Source organism: Serratia sp. CoH_134_PS_4 (assembly GCF_058190535.1).
Window position 1 is genome coordinate 84,440 of sequence record NZ_JBXWKI010000011.1, and the last position, 22,809, is coordinate 107,248.

The window sequence follows — 22,809 nt, forward strand, 5'->3', positions numbered from 1 at the left end:
ATCTATGTCCGCTAAGGATCCTGGCCTGGTGAAAGATCCACCAACGTCGTTTTTATCCACAGATTATTCGCGCAAGTTACGCACAAAACGGACAATTTCGCAAAAAGGTGCCCACGTCAAGGCTGTAAATCGAACCAGTGATCGGTAAAAATTTGGGTTATCCCATAAATCTGTGGATAAATAGGTGTAAGATCCTGTTTATTGTCGGTGGCTTCTGGTGCACAAGCGTCGTCAGGAATTTTCTCCCCGCCATGTGTCAGAAAAAAAGTCATGAAAAATCATGCTACTATTATTCTTTTCCCCAGCCACTTCCGGCAAAAGTTATCTGTGTACAAATGCAGTACGTTTTTCAACCAAATCTAACAGGCTTGTATTATGGCGTTTTTATCTCCTCTGCCCGCTCCTCCCAAAAACGAGCAACAGCTGTTTGAACGGGCGCAACAGCTTGCCGGTTGCAGCCTGGGTGAACTGGCCGAACGCGCACAGTTGGCTATCCCTAAGGACCTGAAGCGCGATAAAGGCTGGGTTGGCATGCTGTTGGAACAATATCTTGGCGCCATGGCAGGCAGCAAACCGGAGCAGGATTTCCCCGAATTGGGTATAGAGTTAAAAACGATTCCGATAGACGCCGCCGGTAAACCACTGGAAACCACCTTCGTCTGCGTTGCCCCCTTAACCGGCAATAGCGGTGTAACCTGGGCCAGCAGCCACGTGCGCTATAAACTGGCGCGTGTATTGTGGATCCCGGTTGAAGGTGAACGGCAAATCCCGCTGGCGCAACGTCGCATCGGTTCTCCGTTGTTATGGAGCCCTAACGCGGTTGAAGAAGAAATGCTGCGCCGCGACTGGGAAGAATTGATGGATTTGATCGTGCTCGGCCACGTCGAACAGATCACGGCTCGACACGGTGAAGTACTGCAACTTCGGCCCAAGGCCGCCAACAGTAAAGCGCTAACGGAAGCCATCGGTGAACAGGGGCAGCCGATCCTCACCTTGCCGCGCGGCTTTTATCTGAAGAAAAGTTTTACCGGCGCGCTATTGGCAAGACATTTTCTCATCTGATCGCGTTTGTTTAGGTCACGTTTAGCTAACGGTGTCGCCGTATCAATAAACGGGTATAATTCAGCCTTGGCTTTTTATTAAGGTGTGCTGGGCAATGTTCGAGTGGATTGTGGATCCCAATGCCTGGTTAGCGTTAGGTACGCTGACCATTCTTGAGATCGTTCTGGGTATTGATAACATTATTTTCCTTTCCCTGGTGGTGTCCAAACTGCCGAAAGCGCAACAGAATAAAGCGCGCCGTCTCGGGTTGGCGGGTGCAATGTTAATGCGCCTGGGGCTATTGGCCTCTATCGCCTGGGTGATCCGTCTGACCCATCCGCTGTTTACCGTGATGGAACACAGCATTTCCGCACGCGATCTGATCCTGCTTCTGGGCGGGTTGTTCCTGATTTGGAAAGCCAGCAAAGAGATTCATGAAACCATCGAAGGCTCAGAGGAAGAACACAACACGAAAGTGCACAGTTTCTTTGGCGCCATCGTACAAATTATGCTACTGGATATCATTTTCAGCCTGGACTCGGTGATCACCGCAGTAGGTCTGTCTGACCACCTGTTTATCATGATGGCCGCTGTGGTCATTGCCGTTGGCGTCATGATGTTTGCCGCCCGCCCGATTGGCGAGTTTGTTAACCGCCACCCTTCGGTGAAAATGCTGGCGCTGGCATTCCTGATCCTGGTCGGCTTCACACTGATGTTGGAAAGCTTCCAGGTACATGTACCAAAAGGCTACATTTACTTTGCGATGTTCTTCTCAATGTCGGTTGAAGCGCTCAACTTGATGCGCAGCAAGAAAAAGCAGGTCTCTGAGTAATGCCTCTGCGGGAGTGTGCAAAAGCCGCTCCCGCAATATTGTCCGCCGTTCCCAACGCTACTCGGCCCTACTTTCTCTTACAGAGATAAGGACTTATCCGAAACACGGCGCATCTAGAGTTTGCTAATCTAAGAAGAGACTTCTTTTCTGCATACATAAACGAGGATCGGCAGGATGAAAAAGTGGGTAATGGCAGTTTCGGCACTGGTTATCGCCGCCGGGTTGGCGGGATGTTCCAGCGATTACGTTATGGCGACTAAAGACGGCAATATGATCCTGACCCAGGGCAAACCGGAAATCGACAAAGATACCGGCCTGATCAGCTATAAAGATGAAAAAGGTAACAGTCGCCAAATCAACGGTGATCAGGTTTCACAGGTTATCGAGCGTTAAACACCCTGACTATACCCTATAGCTTTCACGTTGCAGCCAGGCCCCCAGCTCGTTTGTACCCAAATATTGTAGGGACGAGGTTATTCGTCCCTACAGTCGCTGAAGTCAGTGACAAATCTGCCGGGAACCTATTTGATCGCCGCAGCTTGAAAGACCGCCTCTGTGATACACGATAGCCGCCTCTCGCACTGAATCCTCTTCCCCCATCTTCTCCGCTTGGTTATAGTCGAGAAAGGCGATATACCGCCTTGCAGGCTGTTTGCCGCAGCCTGCCCTTTGGCTCCTGTTTCACCGGGCGGTACAGCCCGTAGCGCTAACATGAAAGGAAGGCCGTTAATGCAATACCACCGTATTCCCCACAGTTCTTTAGAAGTGAGCGTGCTGGGACTGGGCACCATGACCTTTGGCGAACAGAACAGTGAAGCCGATGCCCACGCGCAACTCGACTATGCATTAGCCGCTGGCGTCAACCTGATCGACACCGCAGAGATGTACCCGGTACCGCCCCGTCCAGAAACCCAGGGGTTGACTGAGCAATACATCGGCAGTTGGATCAAGGCACGCGGCAATCGTGAGAAGATCGTGCTGGCCAGCAAGATCGCCGGGCCGGTGCGTGGCACCGATAGCAGCATCCGCCCGCAGCAGGCATTAGACCGCAAAAATATCCGCGCAGCTCTGGATGCCAGCCTGAAGCGACTAAACACCGATTATCTCGATCTCTACCAGCTGCACTGGCCGCAGCGAGCGACTAATTTCTTCGGCAAGCTTAATTATCAATACACCGACGATAAAGCCACCGTCACCCTGCTGGAAACGCTGGAAGCCCTGACCGAACAGGTACGTGCCGGTAAAATCCGCTATATCGGGGTGTCTAATGAAACGCCATGGGGCGTGATGCGTTATCTGCAATTGGCTGAAAAGCACGAGTTACCGCGCATCGTCTCTATTCAGAACCCCTACAGCCTGCTAAACCGCAGTTTTGAAATAGCCCTGGCCGAGATCAGCCAGCATGAGGGCGTCGAACTGCTGGCCTATTCCAGCCTGGCGTTCGGTACGCTCAGTGGCAAATACCTGAACGGTGCCAAACCTGCCGGAGCGCGTAATACGCTATTTAGCCGCTTTAACCGCTACTCTGCGCCGCAAACGCAGCTGGCCATTGCAGAATATGTCGCATTAGCCAAAAAACACGGGCTGGATCCGTCACAAATGGCGCTGGCCTTTGTACGTCAGCAACCTTTCGTTGCCAGTACCCTGCTGGGTGCCACCACGTTAGAGCAACTGAAAACCAACATCGACAGTTTCGACGTGGTGTTGAATGAAGACGTTCTTCAAGGGCTGGAAGAAATCCATACCCGCTTTACTATTCCTGCACCATAAATCATATGGGGCGCGTAAATGAACCGCGCCCCATCTGTTATTTTGCCCGCCGCTGCGACAACCACAGTGCGCTTATCGCCAGCGCAAACACCACGCCAAAACCAATTCCTACGCCAACCACCGGCACGCTGACTTTCACCGCCAGAGAATACAGCCCGAGCATCAGCAACATTGCGGTGTTCTCTCCCAGGTTTTGCACCGCGATCGCATTGCCTGCCCCCACCGAGTTTTTGCCCCGTTCCTGTAATAAGGCATTCAGCGGTACCACAAAGAAGCCGCCCAACACGCCGATAATCAACAACACCACATAGGCGTTAAACAGGGTCGTTTGCAGTGCAAATACCGCCACAGCGACACCGATCAAAATCCCGGCAGGCATGCAGCGTTTCACCGTCTCCAATGTGACAAAGCGCGCGGCGGCACCGGCCCCCACCACAATCCCAACCGCCACCATCGCATTGAGTAGCGTTGGCGTGGCGTTATCCGTGATACCGAGCGCCACGGGTACCCACAGCACCAGCAGAAAACGCAGTGTGACCCCTGCGCCCCAGAACAGGCTGGTACCAATCAATGAAAAACGTGTCTGACCATCGCGCCACAGCACCACGCAAGCGTTGAAGAAAGCGCGAGTCATGGCACGCGGCGTCCAGGAAACCGCCGGATGCGCCGCCGGCAAGCGCGGAATATACAGGTTGGCGATCACCGCAGCCGCATAGACCAATGCACACACCGCCAGCGCCGCCACGATATGCCAATCGGCCAATATACCACCGGCCACAGAGCCAATCAGGATCGCAGCAATAGTGGAAGCCTCCATCAGGCCGTTGGCCTTGACCAGCTTTTCACCGCCGGTGATCTCCCCCAGAATGCCGTATTTTGCCGGCGAATAGGCTGCGGCGCCGACACCCACCAGGCTATAACCAAGGAACGGATTGAGCCCAAAACAGATGACCAGTGCGCCAGCAAGCTTCAATCCATTGGCCACCATCATCACTCGCCCCTTGGCGAAACTGTCGGCGACCTGACCGACAAAGGGAGCCAGAACGATGTAGGTCGCGACAAAAGCCATTTGCAAAATCGGCTGACTCCAGTCCGGGTAGAGTTGTTGTTTGATCAGCGCCAGCGTGGCGAACAGCAACGCATTATCGCCAAAAGCGGACAGGAACTGCGCACAGATCACGGCGATCATACTGCGTGAAAGCAGAGGTGAATCAGTATTCAACGTCGAGCTCATCAGACTGTCTCCGGCTGTTCAGCCATGTTACGCAGGGTCACAAAGTCCGGCTTACCGCTGCCAAGCACCGGCAAGGTTTTCAAAATGCGAATATCACGCGGCACTGTCAGCTCGGGGCTGCCCAACTCACGAGCGACCCGTAGCAACGCTTCACGGCTCATGCCTGCTGCCGTGGTAAACAGCACCAGCGCTTCGCCCTTGCTGCTATCGCTTTTCACCGTAGCAGCGTGCTGCCCTTCTGGCGCTGCACGTTGTGCCAACAGCTCAACACTCTCTAGCGAAACCATTTCACCCGCCAGTTTGGCAAAGCGCTTCACTCGACCACGGATCACACAGTATCCCTGTTCGTCTAATGTGACGATATCGCCGGTATCATACCAGCCCGGTTGCAGGTTACCCTGTGCATCCTCTGCCGCCGGTGGTTCCAACTCGCCCGGACGCTCCACCCGCAAATAGCCCTTCATGATATTCGGCCCTTTCAACTGCAGACGCCCGCCGTTATCAATGCCTGGTACCGCGATCAGCCGCGCCTCCATCTTCGGCATAATGCGCCCCACCGTACCGACCTTAGCCGCCAGCGGTACGTTGATCGACACCACAGGTGCACATTCTGTTACGCCATAGCCTTCGAGGATGCGAATGCCGTATTTGTCCTGATAAATTTGTTTGGTGCTATCTGCCAGCTTTTCCGCGCCAGCCACGACATAGCGTAAACGGGCAAAATCATAAGGATGAGCAAAGCGTGCATAGTTATTAAGGAAGGTGGCAGTACCAAACAACACGGTGCAGTTGCGGTCATACACCAGCTCCGGTACCACGCGGTAATGGAGCGGACTGGGATAGAGGAAAATACGGCTACCGGTCATCAGCGGCGTCAACAGCCCGACCGTCAGGCCAAATGAGTGGAACAAGGGTAGCGATGACATAAAGCGATCACGTGGCGTGAAATCAGCAATGGTACGGATCTGCTCAACATTGGCCAATAAACTGGCGTGAGAATGCACCACGCCTTTTGGATTGCCTTCCGAGCCCGAGGTAAACAGGATCAACGCAGCATCGTCCGGCTGCTGTGGCAGCATTGCCCGCGCAGGTTGCAACAAATGGCGAAGGATCCACAATTTGTCCGTCAAAGTAACGGTATCTTTCAAATCCTCCAGATAGACCCAGTTAGCTTCAGGTACCTGCTGCGGTAAATGCGTCAATTTGCCCTTCTCCAGAAACTGGCGCGAAGTGACAATGGTTTTGATATTGGCGGCGGTCATGGCGCTTTTCAGGCCATTGGATCCGGCGGTGTAATTGAGCATCGCCGGAATACGGTTACGCAGCGAAGCGCCAAAAATCACTGCGACAGTGATAGTGGCATTCGGCAATAGCATGCCGACATGCTCACCCTCGGCAGTAAAGCGTTGCAGGATACGGCTGACACCCAGAGCCTTTTTGATCAACGTCTGGTAGCTGTCTTCCTTAAAGTTAATATCCTCGATGCACGGCTTACGGCTGCCGTAACGGTGCTGTGCTGCCAGCAGGGCTTGAAACAAGGTCTGTGGTTCGCGGGTATCCATACGTGCCTGCATCATGATCTGATGCAAACGGTCCCCGGCAAGCGCACGGCGATCGCGGGCACGGGGGGCAATCGGCATCGGCAGTGACGTTGGGGGTAAGATCCGGATACTGATCTGTGGAAACCAGCGGATCTTGAACACCCCAGCCATACGGCCAAAGGGGCTGAATTCAGCACCATCGAGCCGAATGGGCACCAGGGTCGCCCCCGATTTGGCGGCAATAAATGCAGCGCCATCGTAAACCTTCATCAAGGATCCGGTAACGGTAATCCGCCCTTCAGGAAAAACCACAATCGGTCGTCCCTGTTCCACCCTGCGCACCAGCTGCTTGATGGCCATCGGTTTTGTTGGGTCGAGTGAGACAAAATCGATATAGGGCCGCAGCCAACGCATAAACCAACGATCGCCAATGCTGGCATAAACGGCAAACACCGGTTTGATCGGTAAGAACAGCGCCAACAAAATGCCATCAAGGAAGGAGATATGATTGGGTGTAATCAGCAGCTTTGGCTGATCAAAATGCCGGGCGTCACCTTCGACACGTACCCGGTACAACAGGCGGAACAACACCCGCAGCATAGAAAAGATCATGCCCTTCTCCCTTTGGCCCAAAATGAGTGTATCCCCAATCGATCTCAAGGAGCGGGATGGCCGCAAGCATACGGGCCCCCAAGCGCTTACAGAAGTAAGTCATTGGGGCGCAGCCAACACACCAGCGCCTTGAAAGGTAAAGGGGATAAATGGTTGTTGGGAAAAGAATACTATATGGCAGATGGCAGGCAAAAAAAAACCTACGCATCCGCGTAGGTTGGTGCAATTGAAAATGGCTTCAACATACAGAGTATGTTGATTTCTCACCAATCAATACCTCTGGGATCACCTACTCTAGAGAGGAGTGGATTAAGAAACTACCGATCAATCGCAAGAGTTTTGCTCTAAATGCAACCAGCTGTAAATTTCCCACGCTTGGCGGAAATAACTCAATGAAAGCTAAACAATCCTGGGCAAGATAAATACAAAATGTGATTTTGTGCAGGCGGGTTAGCTGGGCTTCAGGAAAAAAAACCTACGCATCTGCGTAGGTTGGTGCAAATTAATATGGGTTCAACAAACACGTTGTTGAAACTCACCAATCAATACCTCTGGGACGTTAAACTTACCCCGTGCTGCCAAATACCAGCCAGCAGGGCTATCGCAACATTAGGGCGCAAAGTGTAACCAGCTATTTATCGGGTGCTCACCTCTACCAGGCAGCTCATGGCGTTCGGCCCCTGGGTTAGCGGCGAGGTGCCGATATCCAGCGTTAATACATTGGGGTTGCCGGACTGCTCTACCGGTAACTGTTGGTCACCCAACCCCGGGTCAAACCAGGCACCGGTCGCCATCAGTACCACACCACGTGTGACCCCATCGGTAATAGCAACGCCCGCCAGGCAGTGACCACGCGCATTGCTAACCTGCACTTCGGCGCCGTTGGCAATACCCCGTTTTTCTGCATCCTCAGGGTGCATATACAGAGTCTCACGACCCGCGGTTTTATTGCCTTGCGCCAGCGGTGCAGGATCCATCTGGCTATGCAAACGGTCGCTCGGCTGAATAGAAATCAGGTGCAGCGGCCACGTTTTTGCCTGTGGAGCCCCCAGCCACTCAACCGGCGGCTGCCACTGCGGATGGGGTGCAAAATCAGGATAGCGATAACGGGCGATTTTCTCGCTGAACAGCTCAATTTTGCCACTCGGCGTTTGCAGCGGGTTAGCCTTTGGATTGGCACGAAAGTCGTCAAAGAACACAAATTCCTTCGCCGGTGCCGGCAACTCGACGTAGCCTTTACGCCAGAAATCGTCAAATTCGGGCCATTCCCCCCCTGTGCCCGCCTGCGCCTGCCCACACTGTTGGTAAATAGATTCGATCCAGGCCCGTTCATTACGGTTTTCGGTAAATTGCTCGCGATAACCCAATCGCTCCGCCAAGTCGGCAAAAATATCAAAATCGTTGCGCGCTTGATGCTGTGGTGCAATGGCCTGATGCATCGCCAACACGTAGCGATCGCGTGATGAACCGCCAATGTCGTTACGTTCCAGCGAGGTCGTGACTGGCAGAACGATATCTGCCATCTTTGCCGCCGGCGTCCACCAGATATCCTGCACAATCACCGTATCCGGCTTCTGCCAGCCCTCCACCAGTCGATTTAACTGCTGATGGTGATGGAACGGGTTGCCACCGGCCCAATGCACCAGATGGATATCCGGATAGTGCAAGGTTTCACCGCGGAACTGATAGGGTTCGCCGGGGTGCAGCAACATGTCGCAGATACGCGCCACGGGAATAGCCAACCCACATGGGTTCTCCCCCACCGACATCATTGGCCCTGGCGTGTCCACGCGCGGATTGCCAACGCCATTCATCGAACCATGGCCAAACGAGAAACCGCCGCCGGGTAGCCCAACCTGACCAAGCATCGCCGACAGCGCTATCATCATCCAGTAGGGCTGTTCGCCGCGGTGGGCGCGCTGAACTGAATAGGAACAGGTGAGAAAACTGCGTACACCAATCAGTTGCTGCGCCAACAACGCAATGCGCGCCGCCGGAATGCCGGTAATTGCGCTGGCCCATTCTGGCGTTTTCGCCACGCCGTCATCCACGCCACGCAGATAATTCGCCAGTTGGTCGTAACCGGTACAGTGGCTATAAAGGAAGGCTTCGTCCTGCGCCCCTTGGCGTTGAATTTCGTACGCTAACGCTAACATCAACGCCACGTCGGTGTTCGGACGGATCGGGATCCATTCGGCATTAACAAATGCCGGGCAGTCATCGCGCATCGGGCTGATGTTGATAACCGGGGTGCCTTTCTGAACCAGTTTTTGCAACCAGGGCTTGAGTGAATGTTCAGCAGCCCCGCCAGAAGACACTTGGGCATTCTTCAACGCCAGCCCACCGAAGGCCACAAACAGCTCACAGTGCGCGATCACACTGGGCCAACTGGTGACACGTCCGGTCAATGGGGTGAAGGTGCCGATCACATACGGCAGGAAAAACTGCGCCGCCCCCCAGCTGTAGTTACCCAACTGATCAACGCCGCCACCGCCACTGAAGTAAAAACGCCGCACCAACGAACGCGCATGATGCAAACGGCCGGCGGACGACCAGCCGTAGGAACCGGTAAACAGGCCTGAAGGACCGTAACGATCGCGCACGCGCCGGTTTTCTTCCGCCACCAGATCAAGTGCAAGCTCCCAGTCAACCTCAACAAAATCCTCACGACCACGCAGCGTGTGGTCACTGCCTTCACGTTTTTGCAGCCAGGAACGACGCACCGCCGGCTTGCGGATACGCTTATCGGAATAGGCCATTGGCGCAATGGAGTCGAGCAATGGAGAAGGATCCGGATCATCGGCAAAAGGCTCACAACGGATAAGCCTGCCGTCTTCAACCACGGCGGTATAAGCCCCCCAATGCGCGAGTTGCGGATAACGTTTAATCGACATGCGGTTCTCGAACAAGAAAAGATACACAAAAGTAACATCAGCCAGTGCCCGGAACCAAAGCACAAATTGCGCTATTAATGCGTCCGGTAAGTCTAAGCGCACGATAAATCGCACATATCTGCAACAGCCACCACAAGTTGCGATCGCCAGCGCTTGCAGCACCGGACTTTTTCCGCAAAACTGAGGAATGTAAGCGATTACCCAGGATGTATGACAGATATGGCTACCATAAAGGATGTTGCCAGGCTGGCGGGTGTTTCCGTGGCCACGGTATCCCGTGTAATAAACAATTCCCCAAAAGCCAGCGAAGGCTCTCGCACCGCCGTGCAAGCCGCGATGGAACAATTGCAATATCACCCCAACGCTAACGCCCGCGCGCTGGCGCAGCAATCGACCGAAACGCTCGGATTGATTGTCTCTGACGTGTCCGATCCTTTCTTTGGCGCCATGGTCAAAGCGGTGGAACAGGTGTCCTACGCGACCCACAATTTTCTGCTGATCGGCAACGGGTACCACGATGCGGAAAAAGAACGTCAGGCGATCGAACAACTGGTGCGCCATCGCTGTGCTGCGCTGGTGGTGCATGCCAAAAAATTGACCGATCGTGAATTAAGCGGCTGGATGCAGCAAATCCCTGGCATGGTGCTGATTAACCGTACGCTCCCAGGTTTTGAGTCTCGCTGCGTCGCACTTGACGACCGTTACGGTGCTTGGCTGGCAACCCGCCATTTGATCCAGCAAGGGCATCAGCGTATTGCCATTATTTGTTCCACCCACCAGATTTCTGACGCAGCAGACCGTCTGCAAGGCTATCTCGATGCATTGCAGGAACATGGCATCCCGGTGGATGAAAAGCTGATTGCCTACGGCGAACCCGACGAAATTGGGGGTGAGCACGCCATGACCGAGTTGCTTGGCCGGGGAAAAAACTTTACCGCAGTGACCTGCTACAACGATTCTATGGCTGCGGGCGCGTTATCGGTACTCAGCGATAACAGCGTCGACGTGCCGGGACAGATGTCGTTGATTGGCTTTGATGACGTGCTGATTTCACGCTACCTGCGACCACGCCTGACAACCATTCGCTATCCTGTCGTGGCCATGGCGACCCAGGCGGCTGAATTGGCACTGGCGCTGGCCAATAACCTGCCGCGGCCCGAAATTACCAACATGTTTAGCCCGACGCTGGTGCGCCGCCATTCGGTGTCCAGCATCAATAACGTGTACGAGCAGAACTAGCCTAACGCCCGGTGATACAGCCGCACCGGGCGGTCAGGATAATCCAGCGCGTCACCGATATAGTGCCAGCCATGGCGTTCGTAATAACCGCTGAAGTCAGCGTAAAGATACAGCTCGCTGAAACCAAGCTGCCGGCTGTAATCCTGCACATGCTGCTGCAACTGCAGGCCCAGGCCAGTGCCACGCTGGCTTTCGTCGATGTACAACGCCGCCAGCCAAGGCGTCAAATCTTGGCGGCTAATCAGATCACAGCGCCATAAGCCGACAGTGCCAACCAGTTTATCCCCCAGCAGAGCGATAAAGGTGACGGGCAAATCCGCCCCACGCAGGCCGCTGTCTACCACACTGGCGAAAAATGCCCGGCTGCTCTCGCTGCCGAACGCCCGCCATTGCCAGTCAATCACCTGCTCACGGTACTGAGGAAAGTCAGCCAACAACACAATACTTGTCATTCTACCGCCCTTTTTTCATTGCTTGATTCTCATCTACACGCGTTTGCCCGCGACACCGCCACCACGATAAAAAGCCGCACAGCCAACAGCTAACCCTATGCTAGACTGAGCATTATTTGCCACCAGCGGATGTTGAAAGGGGTAAGCCACTGATGATCACCATGTTGGATGTTTCCATTCGCGCGGGGGTATCTAAAGCCACAGTTTCACGCGTGTTAAATGGCACCGGCCAGGTGAAAAAGAGTACCCGAGAAGCCGTGTTCAAAGCGATGGACGAATTGGGTTACCGCCCGAATTTCCTTGCCCAATCGTTGGCGAACAAAAGCTCCAACAGCATCGGGTTGGTCGTGTCCAATTTCGACGGCCCCTACTTCGGGCGACTGCTCCGCCGTGCAGCTAAGCTGATTGAAGCCAGCGGCAAGCACTTGATTGTCACCGACGGCCACGACACACCGGAAGATGAGCTCCAGGCAGTGCAGCTGTTGGCCGATCGGCGCTGTGATGCCATTATTCTCTATACTCGCTTCATGTCCGAATCTGCACTGATGGATTTGCTGGACAGCCTGCCGGTACCGATTATGGTGATCAACCGCGATTTGCCGCAAGCGCGAGCACGCTGCGTGTTCTTCGAACAACAAAAGGCTGCCTTCCATGCGGTTGATTATCTGATTCAACAAGGGCACCGTGAGATCGCCTGCATTACCGGCCCCATCAAGACGCCTACCGCTCAGGCGCGGCTGGCAGGTTACCAACAGGCGCTTGAGCACCATCAGATTGCCTTCGATGCCTCCCGAGTGGCCTATGGCGACAGCAGCGTACAAAGTGGTTATCAGGGAGTACAGCGTTTACTGGACGAAAATAGCAATTTCAGCGCACTGTTCGCCTGCAACGACGATATGGCGGTGGGCGCGATGAAGGCGCTGCACGATGCCGGCAAACGCCTGCCACAGGATGTCTCACTGTTCGGCTTTGACGACGAACCCAGCGCCGCCTATTTACAACCCGCGCTCTCCACGGTTTATCTGCCGATCGATGTCATGATCGAAGCCGCCATCAGCCAGGCTTTCCGCTTGATCAACCGAGAAGACATCCAGCCGCTCCCGCCTTTTACCGGTGAATTACGGCTACGTGAATCAGTGATTCCAGGGCCATACGCTGATTGATTCCCACTGGCGTTGTCGTCGGTTGCGCACCGCGCCGCATTTCTTCCACTGCAATTTCCCTTACCTGCAACTTGGCAGCATATTGTCACCACGATAGCCTTTACACTATATAGCTCTGAAGCTATATTCGGAGCGTGACATGTGGCAGGTTGTGACCGTCGAACGATTCGACAGCTGGTTTTTATCATTAAACGGGGATGAACAAGAAAGCCTCTTAGTGGGCATTTTTAAACTGCAGGAGTTTGGCCCTTTGCTGGCACGTCCGCATGCCGACACGCTGCATCACCATGGCAAAATACAGCATTTGAAAGAACTGCGTATTCAGCACCGTGGGCGCCCATTTCGGGTTTTCTTCGCCTTCGACCCACAACGGCAGGCCGTCCTGCTATGTGGTGGCGATGAAACCGGCAATAAACGCTTCTATCAGCAAATGTTGCCCATCGCCGTGAGAGAATTTTCATATTATCTGGCAACCCTGAGGTAACGTATATGGCCAAGCCATTATCAAATCTGATCGATAAACTCGACCCAAACGTCGTTGAAGCGGCACGACAAAAAGCGGACAACGAGATTTTTGAGCTACGGCTGGCAATGCTGCGAGAAGAACTGGCCGTGTCCCAGGCAGAACTGGCCAAGCGGCTGGGTATCAGCCAGCCTTCGGTTGCTAATCTGGAGAAACGCGGCAGCGAAATCAAACTCTCTTCGCTGAAGCGCTACATTGAAGCAATGGGAGGCACGCTGGCGCTGGACGTCCAACTCCCCAACGGCCAACATCGACGCATGACGCTGTGAAACGGGCGCAGCAGGCTGCGCCCAAAACAATCAGAGCAATTCCAGCGCTATCAACTCTTCAATCGTCTGTCGACGACGGATCAAGCGCGGTTCACCGTTCTCAAACAGCACCTCCGGCAGCAGCGGACGGCTGTTGTAGTTCGATGACATTGAGGCGCCATACGCCCCGGTATCATGGAATACCAGATAATCGCCAACCTGCACTGGCGGCAGTTCGCGGGTTTCAATACCGCCACCGGCCTGCTGGGTAAAGACATCACCCGATTCGCACAGCGGCCCGGCGATCACGGTATCGCGCAATGGCTGGTTGGCAGTATCGCGGCCATCGGCCGGTAACAAAGAAATATGGTGGTAGCTGCCGTACATCGCCGGACGCATCAAATCGTTAAAACCGGCATCCACCAGCACAAAGTGGCGGCTACCCATATCTTTCACCGCGCGCACCTCAGCGACCAGCACCCCGGCTTCCGCCATCAGGAAACGGCCAGGTTCAATCTCCAGGCTTATCGGGTGGCCCAAATGGGCGGCAATACGCTCACGGGCGCGGTTCCACAGGCCAAAATAGTGTTCGGTATCAATCGCCTCTTCACCGTATTGATACGGGATAGACAGGCCGCCGCCGGCTGAGATGGCGCTGATATCCTGACCGAGGTCAATGACCTGCTGCACCATGGCGTCACACACGCGCTCCAGGTGTTGGTAATCAACGCCCGAGCCGATATGCATATGCACGCCGATCAGCTTCAGGCCATATTGTTGAATTTTTTCTACTGCCTGCGGCAAATCGGCATACCAAATGCCGTGCTTGCTGTTCTCGCCGCCGGTATTGGTTTTCTGACTGTGACCATGCCCAAAGCCTGGGTTGATACGCAGCCACACGGGATGCTCTGCAGACACCTGACCCAGTTGCTCCAACATGTCGATCGACCCGACATTGACCGGGATTTTCAGCTCACTGACGCGTGCCAACGTTGCATGGTCCAGCACGTCGGCAGTAAACACGATTTCACTTGGCTCGCCGCCCGGCTGAAACCCTGCTTGCAATGCACGTTCGATCTCACCGAGCGACACTGAATCCACTTTAACGCCCTGCTCACGCATCAGGCGCAAAATATGGATATTCGAACACGCCTTCTGGGCGAAGCGGATCACATCAAAATGACGCAGTTGGCTAATGCGCTCACTGATGATAGCAGCATCATAAGCCCATACAGGGCAACCAAAACGCTGCGGCAAAGCCAGCAGGTTAGCGGCATTAAGAGCCGTCGAAGTGTCGTGCAAAGCGCATGGCATGGTGATGTCCCCGGTTCGAAAGTGATCTGGCCGTCGTATTTCACATCGCGGCGCTGTTAACTGCGATTGGAAATCCCTAGGGCTGGTTAATGACCTTAATATTGCCGCACTCTTTCTCGGGTGGAAAATATCTATTTAGCCAGAGTCTATTCATTTATGATATGGCTTTGCTCGTTAAGGACCCTCTCGATGCACGCGATAACCCTGCGCCAGATTGAAATCTTCTATGCGGTGATGACGACCGGCAATCTGACCGAGGCCGCTGCACTGCTGCAAACCTCTCAGCCCACCGTCAGCCGTGAGCTGGCACGCTTTGAGAAACTGATTCAATTGCAATTATTCGAGCGGGTGCGGGGCCGTTTGTCCCCAACGGTTCAAGGCTTGAGGCTGTTGGAGGAGGTTCAACGCTCTTATTACGGCCTGGATCGCATCGTTAACGCGGCCGCGGGCATCCGCCAGTTTCAGCAAGCACAGCTTTCGATCGCTTGCCTGCCGGTGTTCTCGCAGTCGCTGTTACCCGCCGTGTGCAAACCCTTTATTGATCGCTATCCAGAAGTGAGCTTCAGCGTCATCCCGCAGGAGTCACCGTTGCTGGAAGAATGGTTGTCGGCACAGCGCCACGATTTGGGCCTGACGGAAAATACCCTGACACCGGCAGGCACCGAGCGCATGACGCTGATGACGTTGAACGAAGTGTGTGTGCTACCGGCAGGGCACCCACTGCTGGCAAAAACGGTGCTGACACCGCAGGACTTTGCTGATCAACACTTCGTCAGCCTGTCAAACACCGACAGTTACCGCCAACTGCTGGATTCGCTGTTCAGTGAGGAAGGGGTGAACCGCCGTCTGGTGATGGAAACCCACAGCGCCGCATCAGTCTGCGCAATGGTTAAAGCCGGGGTCGGGGTGTCGATCGTCAACCCGTTAACGGCGCTTGACTACGCCCACAGCGGCGTTCACATCCGCCCATTCAGCGTTGACGTCCCCTTCACCGTCAGTTTGATCCGGCCGTTGCATCGTCCGGCCTCGGCACTGGTCACCGCCTTTACCGAGCATTTGCAACAGCAGGCGGAGACGCTCCCCGCCCGCTTGGCCGCGGTAATTACGCGCTAGCCGGGCGCTTGGCACGGCTGAAGGTGATCAGGCACAGAACCAACCCCAGCAATGCGATCCCCGCAGCGGCCAGAGGTACGCTGGTCAATCCCAGTCCTTGCGCGATCACGACTCCACCTACCCATGCACCAATAGCATTGCCGACATTAAACGCGGCAATGTTCAGCGTGGACACCAGATTGGGGGCTTTCTTACCGTAAGTCACCACGTTGATTTGCAGTGCGGGTACCGCAGCAAATGCCGCCGCCGCCCACAGGAACAGCGTGATTTCTGCCTGCACCATCGCATGGCTGGTCCAGCTAAATAGCGCAGCGAAGCAGGCAATCACCAGGAAAGTGCAGGTCAACGTCAGCGGCAAACGCCAGTCAGCCAGACGGCCGCCAAGGATATTGCCCAGCGTCAGGCCCACGCCCATCAGCAGCAGCGTCCAACTCACGCCGTGCGACGAAACGCCGGTCACTTCAGTCAACAAGGGGGCGATATAAGTAAACAGCGCGAACATCGATGCGGCAAAAGCCACCGTCATCAGTAGCGAAAGCCAGATACCGCCGCCGCGCAGCGCCGCCAACTCTTTTTTCAGATCGGTCGGTGTTTCATCCTTCACCGTTGGCAGCTTGCTGTACAGCGCCATCAAGGATAATACGCCGATCACGGCCACCGCCCAGAACGTCGAGCGCCACCCCAATGCCTGCCCCAATGCGGTGCCGAGTGGCACACCCAACACGTTAGCCAGCGTCAGGCCGGTGAACATCAGCGCGACCGCAGAGGCACGACGGTTAGGTGCCACCAGGTTAGCCGCCACAACCGCACCAATACCGAAAAACGCACCGTGGCACAGTGCAGTGATAATGCGCGCCAGCATCAGGAAATCGTAGCTGTAACCCAGGGCGCACATAATGTTGCCAAAGATAAAAATCACCATCAGCAGCAACAAGGTTTTTTTACGCGGCAGCCTGGCGGTCAGCAGCGCCATGATCGGCGCGCCGATAGCCACACCCAGCGCATAGCCGCTGATCAACCAACCGGCGGAAGGAATAGAGACCTGCAGATCCCTGGCAACTTCAGGCAGCAACCCCATAATAACGAACTCGGTCGTGCCGATGGCAAATGCACTTAATGCCAGTGCGAGCAGAGAAACAGGCATGTGTAACGCTCCCAATCAACAAAGCCCCGGCGGCAGTCGCACGAGGCAGATAAAAACACAAAAAATCGCCGGGCAGCCTGACAGGTTGCCCGTGAAGAATCAGAAATGGCGTTCAAAGAGCCAGGGAATCTGCTTAACCCTATAATTATTAAGTCTTATTCACCCTTCTCACACGACAGGAATAACATGATGGTCAGTATGAGAACCAGTGACCGGGCCGTGACAGGGCACAAAAAGATCCCCTCAGCCGTCTAACCGCTTGAATGCGCTGATGATGAAAAATGTGTACAAATATTACCGTGTTGTTAACGATATCAGCGCAGCGTCGCCCGCCAGTCGGCATCATTGGCAAACCACTCCACCAGAAAATCCAACATGGTGCGCAAAGTGGCCGGCATTTGCCGGCGTGAGGTGTAAATACCGTAAATCCCCATAGATTGGGGCTGGTAATCCGGCATCAGCTCAATCAGCTCGCCACTGGCCAACAACGGCGCTGCCGAATAATAAGGCTGCATGGAAATACCGGCCCCCTGTACGGTCCCCGCCATCAACACCACGGATTCATTGGCACTGAGATTACCGCTCACCGCGACCGCCGATTTCACCCCTTGGTGATCAAAATGCCACAGGCTTTTACCGAAGTAGGAATACGTCAGACAGTTGTGCAATGCCAGATCTTGTGGGTGACGTGGCGTACCCTGCGCCGCCAGATAAGCCGGAGACGCACAGACTACGGATGCACAGGATGACAATGGCCGAGCGATTAAATTGGGATCCAGTTCATTCGTGATACGCAATGCCAAATCAATGCGCTCTTCCACCAAATTCACCGTGCGATTATTCATTTGCAGATCCACCGCAACCTGCGGGTGGCGCTTGAGGTATTGCGCAACCGCCCCCACCAGCACCGTCTGACCCAAGGACTGCGAACAGGTGATGCGCAGCAAGCCACGCAGTTCGTCGCTCTGTTCACTTTCAACCAGATCAATCTCACCTGCCAGCGCCAGCATCTGTCGGCAACGCTCCAATGTGCGCTCTCCGGCGTCAGTCAGACTAAGCTTACGGGTAGTACGGTGCAGTAAACGTGCGCCGGCCCATTGCTCCATCTGGGCGAGATAACGGGTCACCATCGCTCGCGACATTTCCAACGTTTCTGCGGCGGCAATCATGCTGCCACGGTCAACAATGGTGATAAAAACCTCAGCTGCGGTAATGCGATCCATGATTCGTCCGATTTACGCAATGAATAATTGCTTATTATCCGGTTTTTCTATCGCTTTATGCAACCTAACATCTGTACAACATTAATCGCGACTCAAGGATCTCTAACCATGTTTAACAAATCATTATTGACTCTGGCCTTCGCCGGCATCACGACCTTCAGTGCCTACGCCACTGCGGCCAATACCCTGACCATGGAAGTGTACAATCCAGGCGAGAAAAGCGTGTTCCCTGTGTCATCTGAAATCATCAGCGGCAAACACGAAGTGGCCTTGATCGATGCCCAGTTCCAGCGCAACGACGCGGAAGAACTGGTGAAAAAGATCAAAGCGACCGGTAAAAAACTGACCACCGTCTATATCAGCCATTCAGATCCTGATTTCTACTTCGGTCTGGACGTCATTAAGGCCGCTTTCCCACAGGCAAAAATCATCGCGTCACCCGGCACGATCAAAGAAATCAACGCAACCAAAGACGGCAAAGTCGCGTACTGGGGCCCGATCCTGAAAGATAACGCACCAAAAGCGGTCGTTGTACCTCAGGCGTTGCAGGGTGACAGTTTCACCGTTGACGGCCAGAAAGTGGAAGTGAAAGGCCTGACGGGCCCAACACCAGAGCGCACCTATGTGTGGATCCCCGCGCTGAAGGCTGTCGTGGGCGGTGTTCCCGTTGCCGGTGACAATATCCACCCGTGGGTCGCCGATAACCAAACGGTTGAATCACGTGCACACTGGCAACAAACGCTGGAAGGCATCAAAGCATTGAAACCAAACGTCGTTGTTCCTGGTCACTTCCTGCCGGGTGCCGATCAGACGCTTAAGTCCGTCACCTTTACCCAGAATTACCTGACCACGCTGGAAGCTGAGCTGCCGAAGACCAAAAACTCTGCAGAACTGATTGCGGCGATGAAAAAGCATTACCCGAACCTGAAAGACGAATCGAGTCTGGAACTGAGCGCCAAAGTGCTGAAAGGCGAAATGAAGTGGCCTCAATAAGCGTGCAACAAAAAGCAGGCTAAGGCGTTATTGATTGCACAGATAGGTACCTGACCTCTCCCAGGTGGCAGTGCTGCCGCCTGGAAGACAAGAGGTATAACGAGGAATAAAGATGACCGGCACGACTCTGCATTACATTTTCGATCCGCTGTGTGGCTGGTGTTATGGCGCTGCCCCACTGGTAAAAGCGGCCAAAACTATTCCAGGGCTGACCATCGCCCTGCACGCTGGCGGCATGATGACCGGCAACAATCGCCGTCAGATCACGGACGAATGGCGCAACTATGTCATTCCGCACGATAAACGTATTGCGGAGTTAACCGGGCAACCTTTCGGTGAGGCCTATTTCAACGGGCTACTGCGTGACACCACCGCAGTCATGGACTCTGAGCCGCCAATTACTGCAATACTGGCGGCCCAAGCGCTGGCAGGGCGTGGGCTGGATATGCTGCATCGCATTCAAGAGGCGCATTATAAGGAAGGCCGACGTATCGCCGACACGCCGGTGTTGGAAGCCTTGGCGAAGGAGTTAGGCTTAGCCTCTGCGCCGTTCATCGCCGAAATGCGTTTTAACGCCGGTGCGCCGACCGCCCAGCACATTGCGCAAAGCCGGGCGCTTTTGGCCAAAATTCACGGTCAAGGGTTCCCGACCTTTGCGTTGGAAGACAGCGAAGGTCGTTTGCGCCAACTCCCTGTGGGTAACTATCTGGGCAATGTCGAGGCCTGGAAAGAGTTGCTCAGTGGTGCCACCACCTGGGCTTAAAGCGGCCACAGCCCCGGGCGTTCATGCGATTGAATGCCCGGGGCTCACTATTCAACCCGCACAAAGCGCCCTTCAGCCCGCACGTTAAAGCCAAAACCGCAGTCGCCATGGGTGCGCATGTCCAGCGAATCAGCCCTGAACTGCATGGACACATCACAGGTCGTTGCGTCCTCCGGTTCCCGTTGATGGTACACCGCTTTGCCATGTTCAATCGGCAGCACTTCGGCGAACTCCCCCATATTCGGTCCGTAATACAGGCCCATCTGCGGCATGTAATAGCCGGAATAGCTTATCAGCCAGTGCCCATCCTGCGGTTTGATGTCCACTTCGCTCCATACGCCACGTCCGGCATATTGCCAGTAGACACCGCCGGGCCCGTCCAACGGTGGCTGCTTCGCTAACCGCTGCTGCAACAGCGTTAGATTATGCCGGGATTTACTGTCTTGCGGCGCCAGCTCTAAATAAGCCCGAGCCTTGAGCAATTCACCTGCATGCATCAGGGCCAACGCCACGTTATTGTAGGCCGTGGCTGTTGCCTGTTCGTCCAGACCACAAAACTCGCTCCAGGCAGCCTGATCGCGGAAAATATCGGCGGCATGCGAATAGTCGCCGCGCTTATAGGCACTGTTCCCCAGTTCAGCGTAGCTCGCCACTTTGTGACAATCGGCATTAATATCCGGCTCATCAATCTGTGCCATAGCCTGGTCGCTAACGAGCACGCCATAGGCCAACAGCAAGGGGACCAACGCCTTCATCACTTATCCTTTCCGCAATAAAAAAACCCAATTTCGGCGCCAGTATAACCGCCATCGGGCATGGCATCACCCCTGACGATTCAGTCGCAATATTTCAAACGGTTAGCTGCGTTAAAACTGCTTACAGTCCAGGTTTGTTTGTTACTTGCCCCCGGCCCATGCTGAAGAAAATGCATAATTTATGGGATCCCATGAACACAACCCCTACCTCCAAACATGCCGTCTGGCAATTGATAAAGCCATTCTGGGTTTCGGAAGAAAAATGGCGGGCCTGGTCGATGCTGATCGCCATCATCGTCTTGTCGCTCGGGTTGGTGTATATCAGCGTATTGATCAACCAATGGAACCAAGTGTTCTATGACGCGCTGCAAAACAAAAACTACCCGGTATTCAAGGCACAGCTGTGGCGCTTTACCTATCTGGCGCTCATTTTCATCGTGCTGGCGGTGTATAAAATTTATCTGACACAAGGCCTGCAAATGCGTTGGCGGCGCTGGATGACAGAGAAATTCATGGGCAAATGGCTGGCGCATCAGGCCTATTACCACACCGAGCAACAGCAGATCGTTGATAACCCGGACCAGCGTATCGCCGAAGATCTCAACGTCCTGACACAGTACACACTCTCTTTGTCGCTCGGGCTGCTCTCCAGTCTGGTGACACTGTTTTCTTTTATTACCATTCTTTGGCACGTCAGTGGGCCAATGACCTTTATCATTCACCAACATGCCATCACCCTGCCTGGTTACATGGTGTGGTTCGCCCTCTTGTATGCGGTGCTGGGTTCGCTCTTGATCTGGTGGGTCGGCAAGCCATTGGTCCAGCTCGGCTTTAATCAGGAGCGCTATGAGGCAAACTTTCGTTTCGGCCTGATCCGCATCCGTGAAAACAACGACGCGATTGCCCTGTATCAGGGTGAACCGCGCGAAGCACAACAGTTGGGCGACCGCTTTGACACCATCCGCGCCAACTGGTGGTCAATTATGCACATCACCCGAAGGCTCAACATTGCCACTAACTTTTACAGTCAATTCGCCATTGTATTCCCAATGCTGGTGGCTGCGCCGCGTTACTTCTCTGGCGCCATCGAGATGGGGGGACTCATGCAGATCTCTTCCGCCTTTGGTCAGGTCCAGGGCGCATTATCATGGTTTATCGACGCTTTCAGCGATTTGGCAACCTGGAAAGCCTGTGTAAACCGTCTGGCCGGTTTTAACGCCGCCGTGGATCAGGTACACCATCAGCAACGCGGCATTCAATTGCAGCAGGAAAACGGCCAACCGGTGATCCTCGATCGTCTCAGCCTGCAGTTACCAGACGGCCAGCCTTTGCTGGATCCCACGTCGATGACCCTGAAACGCGGCGAACGCGTGCTGATTGTCGGCCCATCGGGCTGCGGTAAATCCACGCTGCTACGCGCTATCGCCGGTATCTGGCCATATGGCTCTGGTGCGATTGGGCGCGACGCCGCCAGCAGTACCCTATTTTTGCCACAGCGCAGTTATATTCCGATCGGTACACTGCGGGAAGCGCTGAGCTATCCGCATCTTGCAGCCGAATACCCTGATGAGCAGTTGTTGAAGGTGTTGGAAAATTGCCGGCTGAAGCATCTGCAGCGCTGGCTGGATACCAGTGCCAACTGGAGTCAGCGCCTGTCGCCGGGTGAGCAACAACGGCTGGCATTCGCCCGCGCCATTCTGACCCGCCCAGACATTTTGTTCCTCGACGAAGCCACCAGTGCGCTGGACGACGAGACAGAACAACTGATGTACTGTTTACTGGTGGATGAGTTACCGCAGGTGACCTTAGTCAGCGTGGCGCACCGCAACAGCGTAGCGAAATACCATCAAAGCTGCTGGCGTTTTAATCGTGTGGAAGAAAACCAACCGGCCCGCATGTCACTGAGCCCACTGCCCATCGCGGGCTAACCGACCGACTGGGCGCCCCCTACCATG

At 54.7% G+C, this 22,809-nt stretch carries 20 protein-coding genes; 12 read left to right on the plus strand and 8 right to left on the minus strand.

Features of this window, described 5'->3' with window-relative positions; genetic code table 11:
- The first annotated feature begins 375 nt into the window (after positions 1–375).
- The 4 genes from mutH to AC2FCQ_RS17435 all read left to right on the plus strand — a co-directional run bounded on the left by mutH (position 376) and on the right by AC2FCQ_RS17435 (position 3,643).
- Complete coding sequence (gene mutH, locus AC2FCQ_RS17420) at positions 376–1,062, plus strand: DNA mismatch repair endonuclease MutH (RefSeq protein WP_209639783.1); 687 nt, start codon at positions 376–378, stop codon at positions 1,060–1,062.
- Between the two features lie 94 nt (positions 1,063–1,156).
- A complete protein-coding gene (locus tag AC2FCQ_RS17425) occupies positions 1,157–1,873 on the plus strand; it encodes a TerC family protein (RefSeq protein ID WP_209639780.1) in 717 nt (238 codons plus the stop codon).
- Between the two features lie 174 nt (positions 1,874–2,047).
- On the plus strand, positions 2,048–2,266 hold the full coding sequence (locus AC2FCQ_RS17430) for a YgdI/YgdR family lipoprotein (RefSeq protein ID WP_135317776.1): 219 nt from the start codon (positions 2,048–2,050) through the stop codon (positions 2,264–2,266).
- 336 nt (positions 2,267–2,602) lie between these two features.
- Complete coding sequence (locus tag AC2FCQ_RS17435) at positions 2,603–3,643, plus strand: NADP(H)-dependent aldo-keto reductase (protein WP_130381893.1); 1,041 nt, start codon at positions 2,603–2,605, stop codon at positions 3,641–3,643.
- Positions 3,644–3,680: 37 nt separating this feature from the next.
- Here AC2FCQ_RS17435 and lplT read toward each other — a convergent pair whose 3' ends face one another.
- From lplT to AC2FCQ_RS17450, 3 genes are all read right to left on the minus strand, one after another.
- On the minus strand, positions 3,681–4,877 hold the full coding sequence (gene lplT / locus AC2FCQ_RS17440; protein ID WP_209639774.1) for a lysophospholipid transporter LplT: 1,197 nt from the start codon (positions 4,875–4,877) through the stop codon (positions 3,681–3,683).
- Positions 4,877–7,030 (minus strand): bifunctional acyl-ACP--phospholipid O-acyltransferase/long-chain-fatty-acid--ACP ligase, encoded by a 2,154-nt coding sequence (aas, locus tag AC2FCQ_RS17445; protein ID WP_490308770.1) that lies wholly within the window; start codon positions 7,028–7,030, stop codon positions 4,877–4,879. Before aas ends, lplT begins: the two co-directional genes overlap by 1 nt.
- 635 nt (positions 7,031–7,665) lie before the next feature.
- Positions 7,666–9,924, minus strand: coding sequence for a molybdopterin guanine dinucleotide-containing S/N-oxide reductase (locus AC2FCQ_RS17450; protein WP_490308771.1), 2,259 nt, complete (start codon positions 9,922–9,924; stop codon positions 7,666–7,668).
- A gap of 219 nt (positions 9,925–10,143) precedes the next feature.
- On the opposite strand from AC2FCQ_RS17450, the gene galR reads away from it, so the two are divergent.
- Positions 10,144–11,163, plus strand: a complete 1,020-nt coding sequence (galR, locus tag AC2FCQ_RS17455) for an HTH-type transcriptional regulator GalR (RefSeq protein ID WP_265556487.1) — start codon at positions 10,144–10,146, stop codon at positions 11,161–11,163.
- Here the strand turns inward: galR and AC2FCQ_RS17460 are convergent.
- Positions 11,160–11,615, minus strand: a complete 456-nt coding sequence (locus AC2FCQ_RS17460) for a GNAT family N-acetyltransferase (protein WP_209639763.1) — start codon at positions 11,613–11,615, stop codon at positions 11,160–11,162. The two genes, galR and AC2FCQ_RS17460, sit on opposite strands and share 4 nt — an antisense overlap.
- Positions 11,616–11,767: 152 nt before the next feature.
- Here AC2FCQ_RS17460 and AC2FCQ_RS17465 point away from each other — a divergent pair, with 152 nt between their 5' ends.
- From AC2FCQ_RS17465 to AC2FCQ_RS17475, 3 genes are all read left to right on the plus strand, one after another.
- Positions 11,768–12,778 carry a LacI family DNA-binding transcriptional regulator gene (locus AC2FCQ_RS17465; RefSeq protein WP_404760875.1) on the plus strand — a complete coding sequence of 337 codons (1,011 nt, stop codon included), beginning with the start codon at positions 11,768–11,770 and terminating at the stop codon, positions 12,776–12,778.
- A gap of 139 nt (positions 12,779–12,917) precedes the next feature.
- Positions 12,918–13,262 (plus strand): type II toxin-antitoxin system RelE/ParE family toxin, encoded by a 345-nt coding sequence (locus tag AC2FCQ_RS17470; protein ID WP_209639757.1) that lies wholly within the window; start codon positions 12,918–12,920, stop codon positions 13,260–13,262.
- A gap of 5 nt (positions 13,263–13,267) precedes the next feature.
- Positions 13,268–13,570 (plus strand): helix-turn-helix domain-containing protein, encoded by a 303-nt coding sequence (locus AC2FCQ_RS17475; protein ID WP_404760876.1) that lies wholly within the window; start codon positions 13,268–13,270, stop codon positions 13,568–13,570.
- Between the two features lie 30 nt (positions 13,571–13,600).
- On the opposite strand, the gene lysA is transcribed toward AC2FCQ_RS17475, so the two are convergent.
- Positions 13,601–14,863 carry a diaminopimelate decarboxylase gene (gene lysA, locus AC2FCQ_RS17480; RefSeq protein WP_490308772.1) on the minus strand — a complete coding sequence of 421 codons (1,263 nt, stop codon included), beginning with the start codon at positions 14,861–14,863 and terminating at the stop codon, positions 13,601–13,603.
- A gap of 189 nt (positions 14,864–15,052) precedes the next feature.
- Between lysA and AC2FCQ_RS17485 the strand changes: the two genes are divergently transcribed.
- Positions 15,053–15,976: a LysR family transcriptional regulator gene (locus tag AC2FCQ_RS17485; RefSeq protein WP_209639748.1), complete on the plus strand. Its 924-nt coding sequence runs from the start codon at positions 15,053–15,055 to the stop codon at positions 15,974–15,976.
- On the opposite strand, the gene AC2FCQ_RS17490 is transcribed toward AC2FCQ_RS17485, so the two are convergent.
- A complete protein-coding gene (locus AC2FCQ_RS17490; protein WP_209639745.1) occupies positions 15,966–17,120 on the minus strand; it encodes an MFS transporter in 1,155 nt (384 codons plus the stop codon). The two genes, AC2FCQ_RS17485 and AC2FCQ_RS17490, sit on opposite strands and share 11 nt — an antisense overlap.
- A 314-nt stretch (positions 17,121–17,434) precedes the next feature.
- A complete protein-coding gene (locus AC2FCQ_RS17495) occupies positions 17,435–18,343 on the minus strand; it encodes a LysR family transcriptional regulator (protein WP_209639743.1) in 909 nt (302 codons plus the stop codon).
- 108 nt (positions 18,344–18,451) lie between these two features.
- Here AC2FCQ_RS17495 and AC2FCQ_RS17500 point away from each other — a divergent pair, with 108 nt between their 5' ends.
- Positions 18,452–19,336 carry an MBL fold metallo-hydrolase gene (locus AC2FCQ_RS17500; RefSeq protein ID WP_404760877.1) on the plus strand — a complete coding sequence of 295 codons (885 nt, stop codon included), beginning with the start codon at positions 18,452–18,454 and terminating at the stop codon, positions 19,334–19,336.
- Between the two features lie 112 nt (positions 19,337–19,448).
- Positions 19,449–20,099 (plus strand): DsbA family protein, encoded by a 651-nt coding sequence (locus AC2FCQ_RS17505; RefSeq protein WP_265556499.1) that lies wholly within the window; start codon positions 19,449–19,451, stop codon positions 20,097–20,099.
- A 47-nt stretch (positions 20,100–20,146) separates the two neighbouring features.
- Here AC2FCQ_RS17505 and AC2FCQ_RS17510 read toward each other — a convergent pair whose 3' ends face one another.
- Entirely contained in the window at positions 20,147–20,854 is a 708-nt protein-coding gene (locus tag AC2FCQ_RS17510) for a tetratricopeptide repeat protein (protein WP_209639734.1), read from the minus strand.
- 191 nt (positions 20,855–21,045) lie between these two features.
- Here AC2FCQ_RS17510 and AC2FCQ_RS17515 point away from each other — a divergent pair, with 191 nt between their 5' ends.
- Positions 21,046–22,782 (plus strand): ABC transporter ATP-binding protein/permease, encoded by a 1,737-nt coding sequence (locus AC2FCQ_RS17515; RefSeq protein WP_209639731.1) that lies wholly within the window; start codon positions 21,046–21,048, stop codon positions 22,780–22,782.
- Positions 22,783–22,809 lie beyond the last annotated feature (27 nt).

Excerpts from the sequence above, each read along its gene's own strand:
- mutH (WP_209639783.1), top strand. The coding sequence starts at position 376 with ATGGCGTTTTTATCTCCTCTGCCCGCTCCTCCCAAAAACGAGCAACAG.
- AC2FCQ_RS17490 (WP_209639745.1), bottom strand. The coding sequence starts at position 17,120 with ATGCCTGTTTCTCTGCTCGCACTGGCATTAAGTGCATTTGCCATCGGC.
- AC2FCQ_RS17485 (WP_209639748.1), top strand. The coding sequence starts at position 15,053 with ATGCACGCGATAACCCTGCGCCAGATTGAAATCTTCTATGCGGTGATG.
- AC2FCQ_RS17500 (WP_404760877.1), top strand. The coding sequence starts at position 18,452 with ATGTTTAACAAATCATTATTGACTCTGGCCTTCGCCGGCATCACGACC.
- AC2FCQ_RS17470 (WP_209639757.1), top strand. The coding sequence starts at position 12,918 with ATGTGGCAGGTTGTGACCGTCGAACGATTCGACAGCTGGTTTTTATCA.
- AC2FCQ_RS17475 (WP_404760876.1), top strand. The coding sequence starts at position 13,268 with ATGGCCAAGCCATTATCAAATCTGATCGATAAACTCGACCCAAACGTC.
- AC2FCQ_RS17425 (WP_209639780.1), top strand. The coding sequence starts at position 1,157 with ATGTTCGAGTGGATTGTGGATCCCAATGCCTGGTTAGCGTTAGGTACG.
- AC2FCQ_RS17515 (WP_209639731.1), top strand. The coding sequence starts at position 21,046 with ATGAACACAACCCCTACCTCCAAACATGCCGTCTGGCAATTGATAAAG.
- galR (WP_265556487.1), top strand. The coding sequence starts at position 10,144 with ATGGCTACCATAAAGGATGTTGCCAGGCTGGCGGGTGTTTCCGTGGCC.
- lysA (WP_490308772.1), bottom strand. The coding sequence starts at position 14,863 with ATGCCATGCGCTTTGCACGACACTTCGACGGCTCTTAATGCCGCTAAC.
- AC2FCQ_RS17510 (WP_209639734.1), bottom strand. The coding sequence starts at position 20,854 with ATGAAGGCGTTGGTCCCCTTGCTGTTGGCCTATGGCGTGCTCGTTAGC.
- AC2FCQ_RS17430 (WP_135317776.1), top strand. The coding sequence starts at position 2,048 with ATGAAAAAGTGGGTAATGGCAGTTTCGGCACTGGTTATCGCCGCCGGG.
- AC2FCQ_RS17460 (WP_209639763.1), bottom strand. The coding sequence starts at position 11,615 with ATGACAAGTATTGTGTTGTTGGCTGACTTTCCTCAGTACCGTGAGCAG.
- AC2FCQ_RS17435 (WP_130381893.1), top strand. The coding sequence starts at position 2,603 with ATGCAATACCACCGTATTCCCCACAGTTCTTTAGAAGTGAGCGTGCTG.
- AC2FCQ_RS17505 (WP_265556499.1), top strand. The coding sequence starts at position 19,449 with ATGACCGGCACGACTCTGCATTACATTTTCGATCCGCTGTGTGGCTGG.
- aas (WP_490308770.1), bottom strand. The coding sequence starts at position 7,030 with ATGATCTTTTCTATGCTGCGGGTGTTGTTCCGCCTGTTGTACCGGGTA.
- AC2FCQ_RS17450 (WP_490308771.1), bottom strand. The coding sequence starts at position 9,924 with ATGTCGATTAAACGTTATCCGCAACTCGCGCATTGGGGGGCTTATACC.
- AC2FCQ_RS17465 (WP_404760875.1), top strand. The coding sequence starts at position 11,768 with ATGATCACCATGTTGGATGTTTCCATTCGCGCGGGGGTATCTAAAGCC.
- lplT (WP_209639774.1), bottom strand. The coding sequence starts at position 4,877 with ATGAGCTCGACGTTGAATACTGATTCACCTCTGCTTTCACGCAGTATG.
- AC2FCQ_RS17495 (WP_209639743.1), bottom strand. The coding sequence starts at position 18,343 with ATGGATCGCATTACCGCAGCTGAGGTTTTTATCACCATTGTTGACCGT.